General features: G+C 65.1%; 14 protein-coding genes. 5 read left to right on the top strand and 9 right to left on the bottom strand.

From position 1 onward, the window contains the following. Positions 1 to 44: 44 nt before the first annotated feature. Both LVJ94_32100 and LVJ94_32095 read right to left on the bottom strand, forming a co-directional pair. On the bottom strand, positions 45 to 2,633 hold the full coding sequence (locus tag LVJ94_32100) for an NPCBM/NEW2 domain-containing protein (protein ID WXB01550.1): 2,589 nt from the start codon (positions 2,631 to 2,633) through the stop codon (positions 45 to 47). Positions 2,634 to 2,788: 155 nt separating this feature from the next. After that, positions 2,789 to 4,396 (bottom strand): hypothetical protein, encoded by a 1,608-nt coding sequence (locus LVJ94_32095; GenBank protein ID WXB01549.1) that lies wholly within the window; start codon positions 4,394 to 4,396, stop codon positions 2,789 to 2,791. 179 nt (positions 4,397 to 4,575) lie between these two features. On the opposite strand from LVJ94_32095, the gene LVJ94_32090 reads away from it, so the two are divergent. Both LVJ94_32090 and LVJ94_32085 read left to right on the top strand, forming a co-directional pair. Next, positions 4,576 to 5,961 (top strand): sugar ABC transporter substrate-binding protein, encoded by a 1,386-nt coding sequence (locus LVJ94_32090; protein WXB01548.1) that lies wholly within the window; start codon positions 4,576 to 4,578, stop codon positions 5,959 to 5,961. Beyond that, positions 5,958 to 8,066, top strand: a complete 2,109-nt coding sequence (locus LVJ94_32085; GenBank protein ID WXB01547.1) for an ATP-binding protein — start codon at positions 5,958 to 5,960, stop codon at positions 8,064 to 8,066. The genes LVJ94_32090 and LVJ94_32085 overlap by 4 nt, the downstream gene beginning before the upstream one ends. A 158-nt stretch (positions 8,067 to 8,224) precedes the next feature. On the opposite strand, the gene LVJ94_32080 is transcribed toward LVJ94_32085, so the two are convergent. Next, a complete protein-coding gene (locus LVJ94_32080) occupies positions 8,225 to 8,809 on the bottom strand; it encodes a hypothetical protein (GenBank protein WXB01546.1) in 585 nt (194 codons plus the stop codon). Positions 8,810 to 9,148: 339 nt separating this feature from the next. Here LVJ94_32080 and LVJ94_32075 point away from each other — a divergent pair, with 339 nt between their 5' ends. Then, positions 9,149 to 11,143, top strand: a complete 1,995-nt coding sequence (locus LVJ94_32075) for a pyrroloquinoline quinone-dependent dehydrogenase (GenBank protein ID WXB01545.1) — start codon at positions 9,149 to 9,151, stop codon at positions 11,141 to 11,143. On the opposite strand, the gene LVJ94_32070 is transcribed toward LVJ94_32075, so the two are convergent. After that, entirely contained in the window at positions 11,045 to 11,983 is a 939-nt protein-coding gene (locus LVJ94_32070; protein WXB01544.1) for an EamA family transporter, read from the bottom strand. The genes LVJ94_32075 and LVJ94_32070 overlap by 99 nt on opposite strands. Before the next feature lie 45 nt (positions 11,984 to 12,028). Here LVJ94_32070 and LVJ94_32065 point away from each other — a divergent pair, with 45 nt between their 5' ends. Beyond that, on the top strand, positions 12,029 to 12,526 hold the full coding sequence (locus LVJ94_32065; GenBank protein WXB01543.1) for a MarR family transcriptional regulator: 498 nt from the start codon (positions 12,029 to 12,031) through the stop codon (positions 12,524 to 12,526). Here LVJ94_32065 and LVJ94_32060 read toward each other — a convergent pair whose 3' ends face one another. Next, a complete protein-coding gene (locus LVJ94_32060; GenBank protein WXB01542.1) occupies positions 12,527 to 13,864 on the bottom strand; it encodes a hypothetical protein in 1,338 nt (445 codons plus the stop codon). It abuts the gene before it with no gap. 22 nt (positions 13,865 to 13,886) lie between these two features. Here LVJ94_32060 and LVJ94_32055 point away from each other — a divergent pair, with 22 nt between their 5' ends. Next, complete coding sequence (locus tag LVJ94_32055) at positions 13,887 to 14,642, top strand: glycosyltransferase family 2 protein (protein WXB01541.1); 756 nt, start codon at positions 13,887 to 13,889, stop codon at positions 14,640 to 14,642. Between the two features lie 219 nt (positions 14,643 to 14,861). On the opposite strand, the gene LVJ94_32050 is transcribed toward LVJ94_32055, so the two are convergent. The 4 genes from LVJ94_32050 to LVJ94_32035 all read right to left on the bottom strand — a co-directional run bounded on the left by LVJ94_32050 (position 14,862) and on the right by LVJ94_32035 (position 19,145). Continuing rightward, entirely contained in the window at positions 14,862 to 15,950 is a 1,089-nt protein-coding gene (locus tag LVJ94_32050; GenBank protein ID WXB01540.1) for an XdhC family protein, read from the bottom strand. 5 nt (positions 15,951 to 15,955) lie between these two features. Next, complete coding sequence (locus tag LVJ94_32045; GenBank protein ID WXB01539.1) at positions 15,956 to 16,102, bottom strand: hypothetical protein; 147 nt, start codon at positions 16,100 to 16,102, stop codon at positions 15,956 to 15,958. A gap of 452 nt (positions 16,103 to 16,554) precedes the next feature. Beyond that, positions 16,555 to 18,687, bottom strand: coding sequence for a xanthine dehydrogenase family protein molybdopterin-binding subunit (locus LVJ94_32040; protein WXB01538.1), 2,133 nt, complete (start codon positions 18,685 to 18,687; stop codon positions 16,555 to 16,557). Then, complete coding sequence (locus LVJ94_32035; protein WXB01537.1) at positions 18,684 to 19,145, bottom strand: (2Fe-2S)-binding protein; 462 nt, start codon at positions 19,143 to 19,145, stop codon at positions 18,684 to 18,686. The genes LVJ94_32040 and LVJ94_32035 overlap by 4 nt, the downstream gene beginning before the upstream one ends. Positions 19,146 to 19,198 lie beyond the last annotated feature (53 nt).

Raw genomic sequence — 19,198 nt, 5'->3', positions numbered from 1 at the left:
GAGCCCATACCGACAGCGCCCCCGCGCCAAAGTTCCCGCGCGAACTACGGAATCGTCGCCACCCCGATTTCGGACGCCGACGCAAAGCCGTACGCCCCAGCTTTCGCCGTCAGGCGAATGTACCGCGCGGAAATCGGTACAATCTGTACCGATTTGAGAAGCGCATCCTGGGGCCACGCCCCGGCCGGTGCCGCCGCGGCGAAGGTCGTCCCATCGGAGCTCACCTCGACCTCGTACGACGTGACGGTCCCGTTGATGGTCCCGTCCACCCGCGGAAGGTACGTCAGGCCGCTGACCGTTCGAGGCGACTTCAGATCCAGGGTGAACGAAATAGGCAGCGGATCCTGCGCGGGGCTCCACCGCGAATGCCATATCGTATTGACGTTGCCGTCGATGGCATCGCTGGCGGGATTGCCATCGTTGGCGCTGGTGGCCGTCGCCGATGCACCGCCGAGCGACTCGTAGTGCGGCCAGGGCCCTGCGGGCACCGTCGGCTGCGGAGCGGCGCACGCGATCTGCAGGTTCGCCCAGTTCGCGCGGTCGTTGTAGCTATGGTCGCCGCCGTCGGTCACCACCAAGGAGAGAACCTTGGCCGAGCCCAAATCCACGGACAGGGGCTTGGTCGCCGTGCGCGTAACCAAACCGCTGTCGTACAGCTTGACGCCGTCGCCGAACACTTGGAAGACCGACGTTCCTCCCTGCGGATCGAATCGGACGGAGTCGTCGATGCCCACCACACCGGTGAGCTTCGTGCAGGCGCCGCCCACGTAGAAGTCGATCACCGACGGGCCATTGGTGCCGATGCCCTCGGCGTACCGCGTTCCGAGCATGACCAGCGGCCCGCCGCTCGCGACCTCGCGATCCACACGCGGGACCAGGTAGGCGCTCGTGCCGTCGAGCCACGGATGATGGCTCAACGCCGTCGTATTCGCCGGCGGCGTGGGAGGAACCTGCACGACGCTCGTGTCCGTGACGGTGCCACTCTCGCCATCGCAGTCGTCGCTGTCCCATTGGTACGCCGCCGCCGTCTTCACGTCGTTGGGCCCGGGCACCGTGCCGGCGGGAACGGTGATGTTCCACTTGCCATTCACCGTCTCACCGGTGCGCAGCCGGCTCGCACGCGGATTGCCCACCGGTGAAGCCTTCCAGCCCGTGGGAACGCTCAAGGTGAGCGTCGCCTCACGCACGGTCTGCCGCGCGTGGTTCGTGAACGACGTCGACACGGTGAACGTGCTGCCCGGCACCACCAACGGTAGCACCGCCTGCGACGGCGTCGTGATGGTCAGCGGCGACATCACCACCGACGGAGGATTCTCCCCCTTGGCCTTGGACACACGGAACAAGACCGCGCTATGCGCCCCGACGTTCGCCGCGATCTTCCCTGCCGTCTCCGTGGACGCGTGCTTCCACACATCGCGCAGCGCATAACCTCGCGCATTCGCCAAACCAACTTGCCGCGCCGTGGTGGAGATCACCTGCGCCTTCGGCCCGCGGTTGAACAAGGCCACCGCGTAGTCGCCGTTGGACAGCGGCTTGGTGTAAACCTGCGCATCGCCCACCGTGGAAATGGCCGTGCCCTGCACGCCCAGTGGATCCTGATCGATGGCAATGACCTCGCGGTTCTTCAGCATCTCCACCGAGGCGTCGGAGATGTTCCGCACGTCGCTGCCGATGATGAGCGGCGCCGCGACCACGGCCCACATGGAGAATTGGGCCTGGAACTCCGCCGGGGTCATCCCGATTTCGGGACAGAGGTAATCGGGATCGTTCCAATGCCCCGGACCGGCCGCCTCCGGGTGGGCGGCATTGTGATCGAAATTGCGGAGCAGATCGACGAACACCACATTTCGCGGAAAGCCGATATCCGTGTCCGTTCGCCACGAATTCCCCGTGGTGGGGCCGAACTTGTACGAGTCGTACGCGGCCCGTCCCGGCGACGCACCGGTCTCCGGCACGAAGGGGTTGCAAATGTTGAAGAGCATCGGCCGGTGGCTGCTGTTGTTCAAGATCGCATCACGGACCTGACCGAACGCCACCGGCGGATCCAGATCCATCAGCTTGCCACCGCAGAAGTCGACCTTGACCGCGTCGTATCCCCACGCGGCAAATTGATCGAAGTCCTGTTGGTAGTGCCCGTAGCTGCCCTGATTCTTGCCCCCACAGCCGTTGATGCCGACGTCCGTATAAATACCGGCCTTGAGCCCGAGCGAATGGATGTAATCCGCCACCGCCTTCATCCCATTGGGCCACTGGGTCGGACTGATGGCGATGTTGCCCGCCGTGTCGCGATCGCCATTCCACCAGCCACCATCGATCCATACGTACTCGTAGCCGACGTCCTTCAACCCACGCCGCACGATGGCATCCGCCGCTTCTTTGATGGTTTGCTCGGTGAAGGACGAGCTCAAACCAAAATACGTATTCCATCCTTGATAAGGCGTTTTGGCCAAATCATTGATGGCCTGCACCGTATTGGCCTGGGGCGGCTTCTTGGCTTCGCCCTGCAAAGGCAGGGAGCCGTCCTCCGGCCGTTCTCCACCGTCGACACTACAGGCCACCGCCAAGACGGCGGCCGACGCAGCCAGCAGGGCACCCGTTGCTCTCCGCTTCGATGAACTCCATTGCCTCGACATGACGATGTGGCCTCCTAACAGGTGCCCAGGGAATCTGGACTACGCGGATGATCATCATCATTGTCGTTTTAACGCCAGAAAGTCAATGGATGATCCGATGACTGGCCTGGACGATCCTACGATGCTCCGTCGCGAACACCCGTATGGTCGTTCGCCTACTTCGCCCGATGGCCGATGACCACGGGCGTCGGAACGCTCTGACGTGCGCGCTCGGCCTCCACCTTGCGCACGACCGTCGTCCATTCGTCATCGTTCTCCACCGCGACGAAGTCGTGGGGATTCCACACCGGGATGTCGTCGTACGGTTTCCGCTTGGAATCGGCCGGCGCGATCTCCACGGGCAGTGTCGACGTGCCGCTCCCCATGAGCGGTGCGATCTCGCCCAGATCCTTGCGATCCGGTTGCCATGCCGCAGGCAGGGACAGCACCACGTCGAAGCTCGCATTTTCCTCGGGCGTGAAGGTGGGGGCCAAGGCGCGCATCACCGTCCCGTAGCGTGCGCCGCCGTCGACGACGAGCGCGGTTCGCTCGCCAGTGGTGCGCTTGGAGCCCTCCATCCGAAGCTGGCCGTCGCGCGAGACGAAGTAGAATGCATGCGATTCGAGCGGATTCCAATTTTCGGACGTGGTCACGAGCGCGATGCCCGAGCCCGCGATGATCGGCGGGCGCCCGAACTTCGCGGCGCTTCGCGTGAAAGCCCGCGCGTAAATCATTCCAGGGGTCACCGCCAGAACGAGCAGTGGAATCCATGCGAGCTGCGAAATGCGGGGTGACAATCCGACGCGCGCAGCGCCGGAACATGCCACCGGCACGACGAGCAGCGCGATGAAGAGAATGCCCGCGTCGACGGCGGCCAAGATCGGATGATGGTGCAAACCTGCGGCGGCGGTGGTGAGGAGGCTAACCCGCTTGTCGAGCGGGACGTACAGCCTGCCCAGATCGTCCAATGCAAAATGTCGCGCGTAGGCCTCGCCCGCCACGCCGGTCAGCACCGCCGCGGTGGCCATGGCCACCCCCAAGACGACCATGGTGCGAACCATCTCGGCGGCCGCTTCCGGAGCGAGCGTCTTTGCGACGGGCGCACGCCACGCGGCGAGCAACGCGGCCGGCACGGCGAAGACCATCAGCCAAAGGCCATACGGCATCTGGAACCACGCCAGCTGGTGGCGCACCGCGATGGCCACCAGCCACCCCGCGACCGCCACCACACCGCCAAGGATCATGGCGTTTCGGCGCGCCGTCGGGCGCAATGCTCCGATGATGGGCCCACGGATCGAAAAAAGCCGAAGGAGCGCGGCCACCGCGACCAAACAGAGGGTCACGCACGAGAGGAGAACCCCGAAGGCCAGAACGCCCTCGACGAACACCAGGGCGATGCCAAAAGCTTTCAGGTCCGTCTCGCCCGCGGTGGCACGATGTCGCCAAAGCGCCACCGCCGCCCCTGCCCAAAACGGTAACGATGCGAGCCCGAAAAGCAGCGAACCTGGAACGCGCTTGCCTACGACGAACATCGTGCAGAGCACGCTCAGCGCCACGACCGCCATGTAATAGGCGGCAAGGCAGTACCCCACGTCCGTGGATCCGAGCAGGAGCCAGGTCTTCGTCGGCCCCAAAATGCCGCCAGCGCTGACGAAGTACAGTGGGGCGGAGAAGAGAAAGGGAAGCAGCGGAAGAAAAATGGAAAGCGGCAGTGCCCAAGGAATGAACGGACGCCAAGGGGACGGCGGCGGAGGGGGCGCAAAAGGGACGGAAGGGTCCAGCATGAGGTCTAACGAATAGACGCGGCCAGGTGCTCGATGTCGCGCGCACCCGTTCGGGGTGACAGATAAGGTTCAATTTTACGCGTTTACGGGATCGATTTCCCGTGTATTTTCGATGGTAAACGCCCTCATCTCTGGCCTAACCAGGATGCTGCAGAGCCTTCCAGGAGAGGGAAAGCCTCGTGAGCGATTCGCAGAAGAAGTCGTTTTGGATCCGAGCCCTCGTGGCGGTCGCGTTTGCGGCACTCTGTGTCGGTGTCGTCATGGCGTTCCGCGAGCCTCGGGACAAGGCCGGTCGCGATCCCGGAGGATCGACGGGCGCCGGTGCGGGCGCATCGCGCGAGGGCAGTGGGAAGCGTCTCGTGTTCCTCACCATCACGCCCCACGCCCGCTCCGCCGAGGCGGCGGTCAAAGCCTTCGAAAAGGAGACGGGGAACGTCTTCCAGGTCAAAGTCGTCAACTACGAGGAGGTTGGGGCGACCATTCAAAAGGACCACGCCTCGAACGCCCCGCAGATCGACGTATTCGCCCTCTTCTACAACGATCTCGTGCCGTTGGTGTCGCAGGGCGCCGCCATGGATCTGACCGACTTCATCGAGCAGAACAAGGCGATCATCAAGCCCGACGACTTCATCCCGGGCTTGTTCGATGTTTACAGCTCGTACAAAGGCCGGCGCTGGGCGTTGCCCATCGATGCCGACACGCACGTGCTCTTCTATCGGAAGTCGCTTCTGGCCAAGCATCGCCTCACGCCGCCGGACACGTGGGACGACTACCTGAATGTCGCCCGCACCATCACCGAGCGCGAAAGCTCGAAAGGCATTTACGGCGCGGCCATCATGGCCAGCCCTGCGCCCATCCTGATCGTCTCGAGCTTCATGAACCGCCTCGCGGCATTCGGTGGTGAGCTGCTCGATCGCGAGGGCCATCCTACGGTGAACAGCCCCGAGGCGGTCGCCGCCCTGGAGGCGATGATGGAGCACGCGCGCTATGCGCTGCCCACGCCGCTGGAAACGGATTTCGACGTCTCCCGCTCCGCCTTCCTCTCGGGCCGCGTGGCGATGGTCGAGCAATGGACCGACATCGGCGTCATGGCCGAGGACGGGAGCCAGTCCACGATTCAGGGGGACTGGGGCGTGGTGCCCATGCCCAAGGGCCGCGGTCCGAAGGCGCGCCGCGCCTCCGCGCTCAACGGTGGCTTCAGCGTCGCCGTCTCCAGTAAGAGCAAGGAGCCGGAGCTCGCGCGGGCGTTCGTGCGGTTCATCACGCGGCCGGACACGCTCCTGACCTTGAACCTGATGCAGGGCGGGCTCGACCCGGCGCGCTTGTCGGTGTTGCGTTCGCCCGAGTTCAAGAAGTTCGCCCCCGAGGTGAGCGCCATCGAGCAAATCTCGCTCACGCAGCCGATGGTCGCGTGGCCAAGCCTGCCGCAGACGCGCACTTTGATGGATGCCCTCAGCGAAAAGCTGGTCAAGGCCATGGAGCACCACATGACGGCGCGGCAAGCGCTCGATGCCGTGCAGGCGCAATGGACGCAGGCCCTCGCGGCCGCGGACGCCGCACCATGAGAGTACGCCTGTTGCTGCGGCACAAAATCCTCATCCTGGTGGCCGGTTCGATCATCGCGCTGACCGTCGGCACCATGCTGGCCACGTGGCGCACACTCGATCGCACCGCCTCGCAGGTCGAGGACGAGGGCAAAGTCATCCTCTCTCGGCTTACCGAGCAGTTTCTCGAATCGGTCGTCCGGCAAAACGTGCAGACCCTGGACGAACACCTCTCGCAGGTGAAGTCGACCGCCGGCTACGCGGGCTCTTTTTTGAGCGACCACATCGATCGCAGTTCGATGGACGCGCCCTTCGTCGAGGGCTTCCTTTTGACCCTGCAACGCGGCGTGGGGCGCGGAATCTCGATTTACGTCATCTCCAATAGCGGCGATATCTGGTTTCGGCTCGATCGCGACGACCGCATCGACAAAATGCGCGCCGTCGCCGTGGTGAGCGAGCAGCTCGGCGCGGTGTCGCTCTTCGACCAGCGCGCGGGTGAGACGGTATGGGGGCCCGTTCATGCGAGCCCGCTGTCGAGCAACTACGACCTCGCGGTGGATGCCATGTCGCCCATTTACAAGGGCGGCAAGCCGTGGGGTTTCGTCGGTGTGTCGGTGTCATTGACCTACTTGATTGCGCAGTTCAATCAGCATCCGCCGGTGCCGAGCAGTTACTCCTTCTTGATGGACGGCGAGCAGCATCTGCTGGCCGCACCGCCACACGGACGGGTCGATCTGGCTTCGCCCGCGGAATACAAGCCGCGCGGCATCATCGCCTTGAACCAAACGGGCGATCCCGAGCTGAACGCCGCGCTCCAGCACATGGCGCTGGGGGGCTCGTCGGTTCGTTCCGTGACGGTGAAAGGCGATCGGAAATACCTCGCTTACTATCCGCTCGACAGCATCGACTGGCGCATGGGCAGTGTGGTCAGTGTCTCCATGGTGACCGGCGCATCGGGGCAGCTCGCCTCGGCGGTCGAAGGGGCCTCGGCGCGCGCGCTGTTTCGCACCTTGATGACCACGGCGCTTCTCTTGGCGGTGGCCCTCGCCGTGGGGGCGTTGCTCACGGGCCGCCTGGTGAAGCCTCTGCGCGAGATGACTCTGGCCACGGAGCGCATCGTCGGCGGGCATTTCGATCAGCGGGTGAGTGTCACCTCCACCGACGAAATTGGTGCGTTGGGTACGGTGTTCAATTCGATGGCCACGCACATCAAGGAGCTGGTCGAGACCCTCGAGGAGCGCGTGGAAGAACGCACGTCCGAGCTTCGCGAGGCCCAGCGCCGGTTGATCGACGCGGCCCACAAGGCGGGCATGGCCGAGGTCGCGACCAGTGTGCTGCACAACGTGGGCAACGTGCTCACCAGCGTGACCGTGGCGGCGGCCACGGTGAGCGAGCAGGTGAAAACGTCGCGCCTCGCGGCGCTGAGCAAGCTGTCGGAGCTTTTGCGGTCGCACTCCGGGGACCTGGCCACGTTTTTCACGCAGGACGAGCGGGGCAAGCTGGTGCCTGCGTACATCGAGAAGCTCGCCGCGCAATTCGCCGTGGAGCAAGGCTCGATCCAGAGTGGGCTCGGGACCTTGGACAAGAACATCGACCATATTCGGCACATCATCGCGATGCAGCAGAATTACGCGCGCGGGACCAAGCTCGCCGAAGCGGTTTCGCTCGTCGAATTGATCGACGATGCGGTGCGCATCAATTCCGCGGGCCTCGAGCGCCACGAAGTGCGCCTGGTGCGCGAATTCGCCGACGTGCGCAAGGTGACCGTGGAGCGCCACAAGGTGCTGCAAATTCTGGTCAATTTGGTGAGCAATGCCAAATATGCACTATCGGAATCGACGGTCTTCCCCAAATTGGTGACCATTCGCCTCGACCAGCCCGATGGCGCGAGCGTGCGCATCGTGGTCGCCGACAATGGCGTCGGCATCTCCGAAGAGAACATGAGCCGCATCTTTCAATACGGGTTTACCACCCGCACCAGCGGCCACGGCTTCGGTCTCCACAGCAGCGCCATCGCTGCCCAAGAAATGGGCGGCAGCCTCGCCGTCCACAGCGACGGCCCCGACAAAGGCGCCACCTTCACGTTGGAAGTACCCGCTGCGCCCCCTGACTCTCAGAGAGATTGAACAGGAAGGGGGGAAGGCGGGAAGGGAAACGACGCGAATCCCACCGTGTGCCTAGGCTTTTTTGGGTTTTCATTTGGCCCATTGGGTCAAATGAAAACCAAAAAAACTTCCCGCCTTCCCGCCTTCCTGTTCAATTCTCTGGGAGGGCGCAGTGCCGGCTATGGGGTCATGGAGCGGCGGCGGATCCATTTGCCCGTGAGGGTCCAGGCGAGGTCGAGCACGTCTTTGCTCTCGAAGGGCTTCATCAGGAGGCGCAGCTCGGGGCGGCGGAGGCGGCGGATGGCGTCGTGCCACGAATAGTCGGAGTAGGCGCTGCAGATCACGATCTCGAGATCGGGATCTTCTTTCCACATGTGCGCCGCCGTTTCGACTCCGTCCCAGCCGGGGGGCATCCTCATATCGATGAACGCGAGCGCGTAGGGCTTGCCGAGGCGCCGTGCGCGAACGACCGCCTCGTACCCGTCGCGACCCTGGGAGACCGCATCGACCTGGAAGCGCGCCGCGGTTCTCAGGGACGGAGACGACGACGGAGACGAGGAGGGCGACGAGGATGGAGTCGGCGTCGAGCTAGCCGCGGCATCGCTGCGCTTGAAAAGCGTGGCCTCGAGTTCGTCGAGCTCGGGATTGGTCGGTTTTGGGCAAAGCAAGGTGCGGAAGACATCGTGAATGGCGACGTTGTCGTCCACGACCAGAATTCGCCGCTCACCCCCTCCGCTGGACCGCGGTTCGTCTTTCGGCTGCATCGTACATGCATAAGATAGTCGATAAGCCCGCGAATGACCGAGGAGAAACTCGCGATCCCTGTACGGAGTTGCGGTGGGCTAGAGTTGGCCGTTGCACATCGAGCAGGCTCATTTGGGAGTGCATATCAAAAAAAGGTGCTATGCTTGGAAACGCGTTGATGCACCTGCACGCGGACGGGCGGAAGGTGTAGTTCTTATCGCGACAGATGCCACCGCTTACCTCCGGTCTAGTTTGCCTCGTTTGCCTAGTCTGAGTGGTTTGCCCCTGACCGTGTTGTCAGGTGCGGCAGGCTAGCTGGGTTGGGGCGGGTCAAGGCCTCGTCGCCCAAAGGGGAAGTCGTGAACGTTCGACGAAATACCTCATACGCGCTTACATTGGTTTGGCTCGCGGTCGGCGGATGGAACTGCGATAGCTCGTCATATGACGACGAAGAGCAGGACTTCGCCGAAAGCAAAATAGATAGCGCAGCCGATGGAGAATGGCCGGCATACGGTCGCGATCCCGGTGGCGCGCGTCATTCGCCGCTGGCGCAGATTACGCGCCGCAATGTTTCACGACTCAAGCAAGCGTGGACGTTGCGGACCGGTGATTTGTCCGACGGAACGCAGCACGCGAGCAAAAGCACGTTTCAATCCACGCCGCTCCACGTCTTCAATACGATATACACGAGCACCGGATACAATCGCGTTTTCGCATTGGATCCAGAGAACGGCGAGGTCCGATGGACCTTCGATCCGAAGTTGAATCTCGATACCAAGTATTTCATCGGTCTGACATCCCGCGGCGTGGCGGCATGGGCGGATCCCGAGGCCGCGGAGGACAGGCCCTGCCAGCAACGCATTTTCCTGGCCACACTCGATGCCCGGCTCATTTCGATCGACGCGAAAAACGGGACACCGTGCACCGATTTCGGCCAGGGCGGTATGGTGAACCTCGCGGAGGGAATTTCCAACATTACGCCGGGCCACTACGGCGTAACCTCGCTTCCCTCGATTGTGAACGGGGTCGTCGTGGTGGGCTCGCTCGTGGCCGACGATTCGCGGGTCGACGTGCCGAGCGGCATTGTCCGCGCCTACGACGTGCGCACCGGTGAACGCCGGTGGGGATGGGATCCCATTCCGCGAAATGCATCCGATCCAGGTTATGACGCATGGTCTCCGGAGGACGCCGCGCGCACCCAGGCGGCCAACGTATGGAGCGTCATTGCGGTCGATACCGACCGCGATTTGGTGTTCTTGCCCACCAGCGCACCGGCACCCGATTATTACGGAGGCCTGCGCAAAGGTGCGAATCCCCACGCGAACTCGATGGTCGCGTTGCGAGCCTCGACCGGTAAGTTCGTCTGGGCATTTCAGACCAGCCACCACGATATTTTCGATTACGACATCGCCGCACCCCCCGCACTCACCGCGATTCGCCGTCATGGCCGGTCGATCGATGCGGTGGCCGTGGCCACGAAGCAGGCACACGTCTTCTTTTTGGACCGCGAGACGGGGGAGCCTCTTTTCCCGGTGGAGGAGCGGCCGGTGCCGCCCAGCGACATTCCTGGGGAGCAGGCGTATCCCACGCAGCCGTTCCCGGTGGCCACCCCGAACCTGGTGGGCGACACGCAGATCACGGTGGCGGATGCCTGGGGCCTCACCCCGCGGGATTATGCCTTTTGCGTCAAAGCCATCGCGGGCCTGCGCTCGGACGGCATCTTTACCCCGCCCAGCAAGCGGGGATCGATTCACTTCCCCAGCGCATTTGGCGGCACCAATTGGGGTGGCGTGGCCGTCGACGAGAACCGTGGAATCTTGGTTACGGCGGTCAATCGGTTCCCGCAGGTCGTTCGCCTGCTGCCGCACGATGAGCCGTACCAACCGTTCCCGGGGGAGGAGATCGGCGAGCAGCCGGGTACCCCCTACCGCATGGGGCGGCGCTTGCTCACCGGACCCGATATGGGCCTGCCTTGCACCAAGCCGCCGTGGGGCAAGTTGGTGGCGGTGGATCTGAAGACCGGCGGCATCCGCTGGGACGTGCCGCTGGGGCGGATGCCCGGTTTGGAGTCCATTCCTGGTTCGGCACGGTGGGGCTCACGCACCATGGGCGGTCCCATCGTGACCGACGGCGGCTTGGTGTTCGTGGGGGCGTCGTCGGACGATGCCGTTCGCGCATTCGACAGCAGCACGGGGCGTGAGCTGTGGCGCGCACCGCTTCCCGCGGGCGGACAGGCCACGCCCATGACGTACCGCTCACGGAGCGGAAAGCAGTTCGTGCTCATCGCGGCGGGGGGAAGCATCTTCCTCGACCGGCCGCCGGGCGACTACCTCGTCGCGTTTGCGCTGCCTTAATTGTGCGGCCACCAGCGAGGCGAGGACGATCACGCCGCCCAGCACTTGCGCCGCCGTGAGGCTCTGGCCCAGGGCCAGCCAGCCCACGGCGGTGGCGACCGTCGGGCTCAGCAACCCGAGAAAGGTGACTTGCGTCGGCGAGAGCGCACGGATGCCGCGGAACCAAAGGGCGTACGCGAGTGCGGCGCCGACGGTGGAGAGGTACACGTAACCCGCGACGTTGGCCGTACTCAACGCCGTTGACGGAAGCCCTTCGACGAGAAGCGCCACGGGGAGAAGCAGCAAGCCGCCCGCGATGAGTTGCCAGCCCGTGGTCGCGAGCAGCGGCGCCGGCGAGGTCCATCGCTTGCTGAGAACGACGCCGGTGCCCATGACGATGGTTCCGCCAAGGGCCGCGGCAAGGCCGATGGCATCGAGCCGTGCATTCGCCCGAAGGACGAGCAACGCCACGCCGACGACACCCGCGGCGGCGGCCCCCACTTTGCGGAGCGACATGCGCTCACCGAGCCACGCGGCCGAAAGCCCCATGACCACGAGCGGCTGCAGCGAGCCGAGGGTGGCGGCGACCCCGCCGGGCAGGCGATACGCCGCAACGAAAAGGAGCGCGAAGAACACGCCGATGTTGAGCGCGCCAAGCACGAGGGCCCGCCACCACCACGACCCCTGGGGCAGGCGGCGCGTGAGGGCCACGAGAAGGATGCCCGCGGGAAGGGCACGAAGCACGCCGGCCAAAAGCGGCCGACCCGGCGGCAAGAGCTGCGTGGTGACGAAATACGTGGTGCCCCAGATCATCGGGGCGAGCGCGGTGACCAGCACCGTTCCAAGGCGATTACTTAGCACTAAGATAATCTATCTCACCGCTAAGACATTTGCTAGGGGTGGTCCATGGCCGACCACGTCGATTTCATCGTGAAGCAATGGAAAAAGGAGCGCCCGGACCTGGACGTGTCCCCCATGGCCATCGTCGGCCGCCTCTCGAGGCTGGCGCTGCGGGTCGATACCGAACTGCGCCGCAACTTCGAAGCCCACGGGCTCGACCGTTCCTCCTTCGACGTGCTGGCGACCCTGCGCCGCAGCGGTCCGCCCTTTCGTCTGACGCCGGCCGAGTTGATGCGCGCCTCGATGGTGACCTCGGGGGCCGTGACCCAGCGACTCGACCGGCTCGAGGAACGCCGCCTGGTGAAGCGCACGCCCAACGAATCCGATGGCCGTGGCGTCTACGTGACCCTGACCGAGAAAGGCCGCATCCTCATCGACCAAACCTTGCCCCACCACATCGAGACCGAGAACCGTTTGCTCGTCGGCCTCACGAAGCCCCAGCGCACCGCGCTCGCCGATCTCCTCCGCAGCATGCTCGAATCCTTGGGCGACAAGACGGAGTAGTCACCGCGTGCACTCCGATTCGCGTGTGGCCTCTTGCACGGTGTAGGGCGGGCGCTCCGGGTGGAACATGGGCGCGTAGAGAAAGGTCCACGGTTCGCGCGCGACGCAGAGGGGCTGCCCGGGCGCGGCCCGATCCAGAAGGGCGCGGTCTACCTTGTCGTGCACGAGCGTGGCGAACGAGTCGCCCGATGGGTACACGTACCGCGCCGACGTGCCCCAGAGAACGACCGCGCACGCGCACGCCGCCACCAGCCCGGTCGCCCGCGGAAATTCCGGCGCCCACAATGCGAGGTTCATGCTGACGAGGAGCAGCATCCAGTAAAGGTAATAACGAAGTTCGTGCGACTGCGGCAGCATGCACGTCACAGCGGTGGCGCCGCCGACGAAGGCCACCGCCAGGAGTGCCGCACGCGAACGCTTCCACGCCGCATAGGCGAGCAACGCCGCGAGGTTCACCGCGACGTAGGCGCCAAAGAAGCCCCCCATGCGGTACCCCGGTTCGCTGGGCGGCGTGTATTGATCCACCGACCATCGCCGCTGGCTCTCGATGGGGGCGAGCCCCACCTCGAGCACCGACCATGCGAAGCGCTGCGGCCGCGATACCTTTTCGAGGTACACGGGACTCGAGGCATATGCCGTCTCGGCATATGGAAAATCGATGCCCAATGCATGCACCTCCACCGGCCAAACCGGATTGTGGTGCATCACCACATTCTTGATCGGCGTTGCCAACACGATGGGGACCGCCAGGACGAGCATCCATCGCCGTTGCGAGAAAAGGAACAGCACCCCCAGCGCCACCACCACGATGGGTAGCAATTGAAACTTCATATTCGCCGCCAGCGCCGCCAACACCAGCGCCTGCAGCGTGACCTGCTCCCGCCGGACCACACCCCGGTATACGGTCAATAGCAGCAACACCGCGCAAACATTGGACGGCAGGTCGATGTAACACCCGGTCGCGTGCGTCTGCACGAGCGGAATTCCCAAGAACGCCAACAGCGCCACCGCCGCCGGAACGCGGTGCACGCGGGTGAGGTAGCCCACCAGCGCGAACAGCGACGACAGCGCCACGAAGTTCGCTGACTCCGGCCTGCCCGTCAGCCGCCAAAACAGCCCTTGAAGTGCCTCCGCCACCAGCGGAAACCCCGCGAAACGCGCCGCGTTTTCCGCGCTGAAGGCGTAGGAGCCGGCATCGGCGATCCCGACCAGCCGAGCGGCAAAGGGCAGGTGATACGCCCAGACGTCCCATGCTTGCGACACATCGAGCGCCGCCCCCAGGCCGAGCCCGATGGCCAATGCAATGGCCAGCACCGTGAAGACGATTTTGAATGCCATGCCGTGCTATCTTCGCCCCGCCGTGAAGCGATTGGCCATCTTGATGCCCGCATTCAACGAAGGCGATCGGCTTGCGCGCACGCTTGCCGAAATTGCGGGAATGTCCAAATCGGGCAGCGTCTCCGTCAGCATCACCGTCATTTTGGTCGATGATGCGAGTGATACCCCGGTCGACTTCGAGCTCGCAGCGAAAACGTTGCACGAAGTCCATCTCGTGTTCGCACGCCACGTGCTCAACTTGGGGCAGGGGGCCGCCCTGGAAACGGCGCGGCGTCTTGCGCTTTCCATCGCCCCGCCGTTCGACGCCTTCGTCACCATGGATGCCGACGGCCAGCACGCCGCCACCGACGTGCTCGCGCTCGCCGATGCCATCTTTCAAGGGGCCGACATTGCCCTGGGCGACCGGTTCGGCGGCGCTTCGAACATGCCGGCCTCACGCCGGCTGCTGCTCCATCTTGCGCGCCACTTCGAGCGATGGACCACCGGTTTGCGCCTCTCCGATGCGCACAACGGCCTTCGAGGGTTCAGCCGGCGCGCCATGGAGCAGATGCGCCTGCGGCAAAATCGCATGGCCCACGCCACGGAAATCACCCATTGGATCGCGCGGCATCTGTCCAGCCGCGGCACGGCGCCGAAGCTCGGCGTCGTCGAGGTTCCCGTTTCGATCCGCTACACGGACGCGTCGCTCGCCAAAGGCCAGCGCGCGACGGGGGCCTTCGCCATCCTTGCCGATCTCGTTCGTGCATTCTTCTTTGGAGACCAGAGGGAGGCCCGATGAATGCCGAGATGACCCCTGCCGCCGTTGCGCTGCTTCTCTTTCTCGGCGCATTGCTCGTGCACGATGTCACGGCGCGGGGCAAAAACCGCCGCCTCCTCGCCGTGGAAGTCGCCGTCTTCGCCCTCGGTGGTGTCCTCATCGTGTTCCCCGAGATTGCGCGGCGCCTGGCGCACCTCGTGGGCATAGGACGCGGGGTCGACTTCGTCTTGTACCCGCTGGTCATCTGGCTCGTGCGCGAATCGCTCCTCTCCCGCCAGCGCCGCTACGAGGAGGACCGCCGCGTGACCGAGTTGGTTCGCGCCCTCGCGATTCAGAATGCGATGCAAGACCCGACCCGAGCGACCTTGCATTCCGTCGTCGAAGGCTCGCCAGCATCTCCGCGGTGATGGCCAACGCGATCTCCTCCGGTGTCTCCGCACCGAGGTCGAGCCCCACCGGCGCGTGAATGCGCGGATCCTCGAGCGTCCCGAGCCTCTCGGTGCGATGCCGCGGTCCCAAAATGCCAATGTATTCTGCACGCGAAGCCAGAGCCATGCGCAATGCGGCGCGGTCGTTCTCCACGTGATGGCCCATGATGACGACCATGGCGCGATCGCTCGCATCGATGTGCGCGCGCACCTTTTCCAAGTCCGTCTCCACATCGTCGAACCTCGCGCGGCTCGCGAACGACGGCGATGGGTCCCACACGGTGACGCCCCAGCCGAGCTGCCGCGCCGACGCAGCCACCGGCTCCGCGTCGAAGCCCGCGCCCAGGATGAAGAGTCGCGGCGGCGGCAGGATCGGCTCCACGAGCACTTCGATGGCCGCACCGTGCGCGGTCTGCAACCTGCGCGAGGATGCGTGCTCCGGAATGATTTCCGCCGTCCCCATGCTCCAGCGCGTCCCGACCGGAACACCGGGATCGTTGCTGCGAAATACGGTGGCGACGAGCGCACGCTGAGCGGATGCGACCGCACTCGTGACGAGGCCCAGCGGATCCTCCTCGTCCTTGCCGGTCCACGCCTCGAGCAAAATATCGACGACGCCGCCGCACCCGAGTGCTCCTTGCGTTCCCTCGGGGTCGGTCGAATCGTAGCGAATCACCACGGGACCCGAGCGCGTGCGCCAAAACCCGGTGCGGATCAAATCGCGCTCGAGGCAGCCGCCGCTGACGTTGCCGGCCACGCGACCTTCCTCCGTGACGAGCAACCGCGCACCGGGCCGCCGGTACGACGAGCCTTGCACGCTCACCACCGTCGCGACCAGGTACGGGATGCGACGCTCGCGCAAGCGCGCAGCCGCCGCCACGATGGCGTACGTTTCCCGCATCGCGCCTAACCGTCGCTGGGGCAGGGGGCCCCGGCCCGTGCCCACGTTTCCCAGGCCGCCAGAAATTGCTCGCGCGGTACCGGCACCGGCGCGCGTCCGAAGCCGGGCGACCAGCCCCACACCACCAGCGGATCGTCCAGGTGCGTGCGCAATGCCGCATGTCCTTGCCGCCGTTGCGCGCCGGGTCCTTGATCTGCTCGCACAAGGCCCGCGGCGGCACCCCGACGAACACCAGCTTCATGTCGGGCGCCGGCATGTGCCAACCTTTGGCGTTGCCCGGTGGAATGTGCGCGCCGTACGCGCTCGGCGGATTGGCCGGCCCATGGCACGTCGTGCACTCCGCGCCGACCGCGCCGCGTCCTTCCGGTCCGCGCTGCACGTTCTGCAGATGCACGTGGCTATCGTCGCCCTGAAGGGGCGCATCGCCCGACGGGTGACAATTCTGGCAGCGCGGATGCTGCAACACCGAGCGCACCGTTTCGAAGGCCACCAGGCCGGTGTCACGCTCCCCGCCCGACACGGGAGCTTTGCTCGAACCATTGCTGCAGGCACCGAGCGCGAACGTGGTCGCCACGAGGAAAAGTCGCTTCATCATGATTCGTCCTTAGGCAATGCGAAGCGGCAAGGTGCGCAGCCGCTGTTTGGTCAAGACGAAGACCGCGTTGGCCACGGCCGGCGCGAGGGGCGCGCACGCGGGCTCGCCGATACCGCCCATGGGGGCGCCGCTCGAAATGACGTGCACGGCGACCTGGGGCATCTCGAACATGCGGAGCGTCTTGTAATCGTGGAAGTTGCTCTCCTGGACCTGGCCGTCGACGAACGTCAGCTTTCCGTAAAGGATCGAGCTGAGCGCGTAGGCGACGCTTCCCTGAATCTGCGCCTCGAGCGCGAGCGGATTGACCGCCGTCCCGCAGTCCACCGCGCACGTCACGCGGTGCACGTGGATCGTGCGCCGCTCCACGGAGACCTCGACCAGCTGGGCCACGATGCTGCCGAAGGCCTCGTGCACGGCCATCCCGTGCGCGCGGCCCGGAGGCAACGGCGTTCCCCAGCCGCCCTTTTCCGCAGCCAGCTTGAGGGCCGTGGCGTGCCGCGGCTTCTTTTCGAGCAGGGCGAGCCGGTACGCCAGAGGATCCTTTCCCGCGGCATGGGCGAGCTCGTCCAGCATGCTCTCCATCGCAAACGCCGTATGCGTATGCCCTACCGCGCGAAACCAAGAGATGGGCACCGCGAGTTTGGGCGAGTGCAACGACACGCGCTTGGCCGGCACTGCCTCGAGGTACGGCGAATCCTGGACTCCCTCGACCGAGGATTCGTCGACGCCATTCTTCACCAGCTTCTCGAAGAGCGGCGTCTGGCTCAAAATCGATTGGCCCACGAGGACGTGATCCCACGCAATGGGCATCCCGCTTTTGTCGACGCCCACCTGCACGCGGTGCAAGAAGGCTGGCCGGTAATACCCGCCGCGGATATCGTCCTCGCGCGTCCAAACGACTTTGACCGGCACACCCGCCGCCTTGGCCACGAGGGCCGCCTCGGTGACGAAGTCCGACGTCTGCGTCCCGCGCCGGCCAAAGGCACCGCCCAGGAACGGCACGTGGATCTCCACGTTTTCCGGCGGGATTCCCAGAACGCGCGCCACGCTCATGCGATCGAGCGTCAAGCCTTGGGTGCCCGACCACACGTCGCACCGATTGCCCTCGATCTTGATGGTGCAATTGAGCGGCTCCATCGGCGCATGGGCGAGGTAGGGCACGTCGTACTGCACGTCGTAGCGCGCGGCCGCGGCGCCCATGGCCGCTTCCACCTTTCCCGTGTCGAGCGCGACGGCGCCCGGCTTTCGTGCCCGGGCCGCGAAGTCGGCGAGCAAGGTCGCGTCGGTGATGCCTCCGCCTTCCGGCTTGCTCCACGTGAGCGACAAGGCATCGCGCCCCAGCTTGGCCGCCCAAAAATGCTTCGCCACCACTGCCACACCATGGTCGGTGGGCACCACCTTCTCCACGCCGGGAATCGCCAATGCCGCAGCGGCGTCGTAGCGCACCAGTTTCGCCCCGAAGGCCGGCGGGCGGGCCACCACGGCGGTGCGCAATCCGGGAAAGGAAATATCCATTCCGAATACGGCTTTTCCGGTGATCTTTTCCGGCGTATCGAGCCGTTTCACGATGGTGCCGAGCAGCTTCCAGTCCTCGGGCGCCTTGAGCCTCACCGACGCGGGCGGTTTCAGCTTCATCGCGTCCTCGGCCACCTGGCCGAAGGTGAGCGTCTTCGCGCCGTGCGAGATGACGCCCTTCGAGACCGTGCAGCGTGCCGGCGACACCTTCCAGCGCGCGGCGGCGGCGCGCACGAGCATGTCCTTCGCGGTGGCGCCGACTGTGCGGTAACGCTCGAATTCGCTGTTGGTGCTCGACGAGCCGCCGGTGATCTGGAAGCCAAAGCGCGTGTGGTTGTACACGGGCGCCACCCCGGAATGCTCCGGCCGCACCTTCGACCAATCGCAATCGAGCTCCTCGGCGACGAGCATCGACATACCCGTCCAGATGCTTTGCCCCATCTCGACGTGCGATAGCACGATGCTCACCGTATCGTCGGTGGCGATGCGCAAGAACGCGTTCACCGGCGGCGGCCCCGATGCCGCGGCCGCGCGCGCAATCCGCGCGGGTGCGGCGTAGAAGGGAATGACGAGTCCCGCCGCGACGGAACCCGCAGCCTGCAGCAAACCTCGCCGCGAGACGTTCACCTTGCACCTCGCTTCAACCGAGAGGCCAAATGAATGGCCTCGCGCACACGGACGTAGGTTCCGCAGCGGCAGACGTTGCCGGACATGGCCGCGTCGATGTCCGCATCCGTCGGCTCGGGCTTTTTCTCGAGCAGCGCCACCGCGGTCATGATCTGGCCCGATTGGCAGTAGCCGCACTGGACCACGTCCGCCTCGGCCCACGCGCGTTGCACCGGGTGCAAACCGTCGCCCGATAGGCCCTCGATGGTCTTGATCTTCCGCGCACCCACCGCCGAGACGGGCGTCACGCACGCTCGCACGGGATGCCCATCCAGGTGCACGGTGCAAGCTCCGCACTGCGCCATGCCACAGCCGAACTTGGTGCCGGTAAGGCCTGCCAGGTCACGTAGCACCCAGAGCAACGGCATGTCCGGCGGTGCGTCGATCTCGCGAACGGCACCGTTGATGTCGAGCTTCATGCCGGAGCATCTAGAGGCTCCAGCCCTTGCCGGGAAATAACCGATCCTCCGGC

Source organism: Sorangiineae bacterium MSr11367, assembly GCA_037157805.1.
Taxonomy (GTDB): Bacteria; Myxococcota_A; Polyangia; order Polyangiales; family Polyangiaceae; genus Pendulispora; species Pendulispora rubella.
Note: the sequence above shows the minus strand (reverse complement) of the source record. Positions and strands in the feature narration are given on the sequence as shown.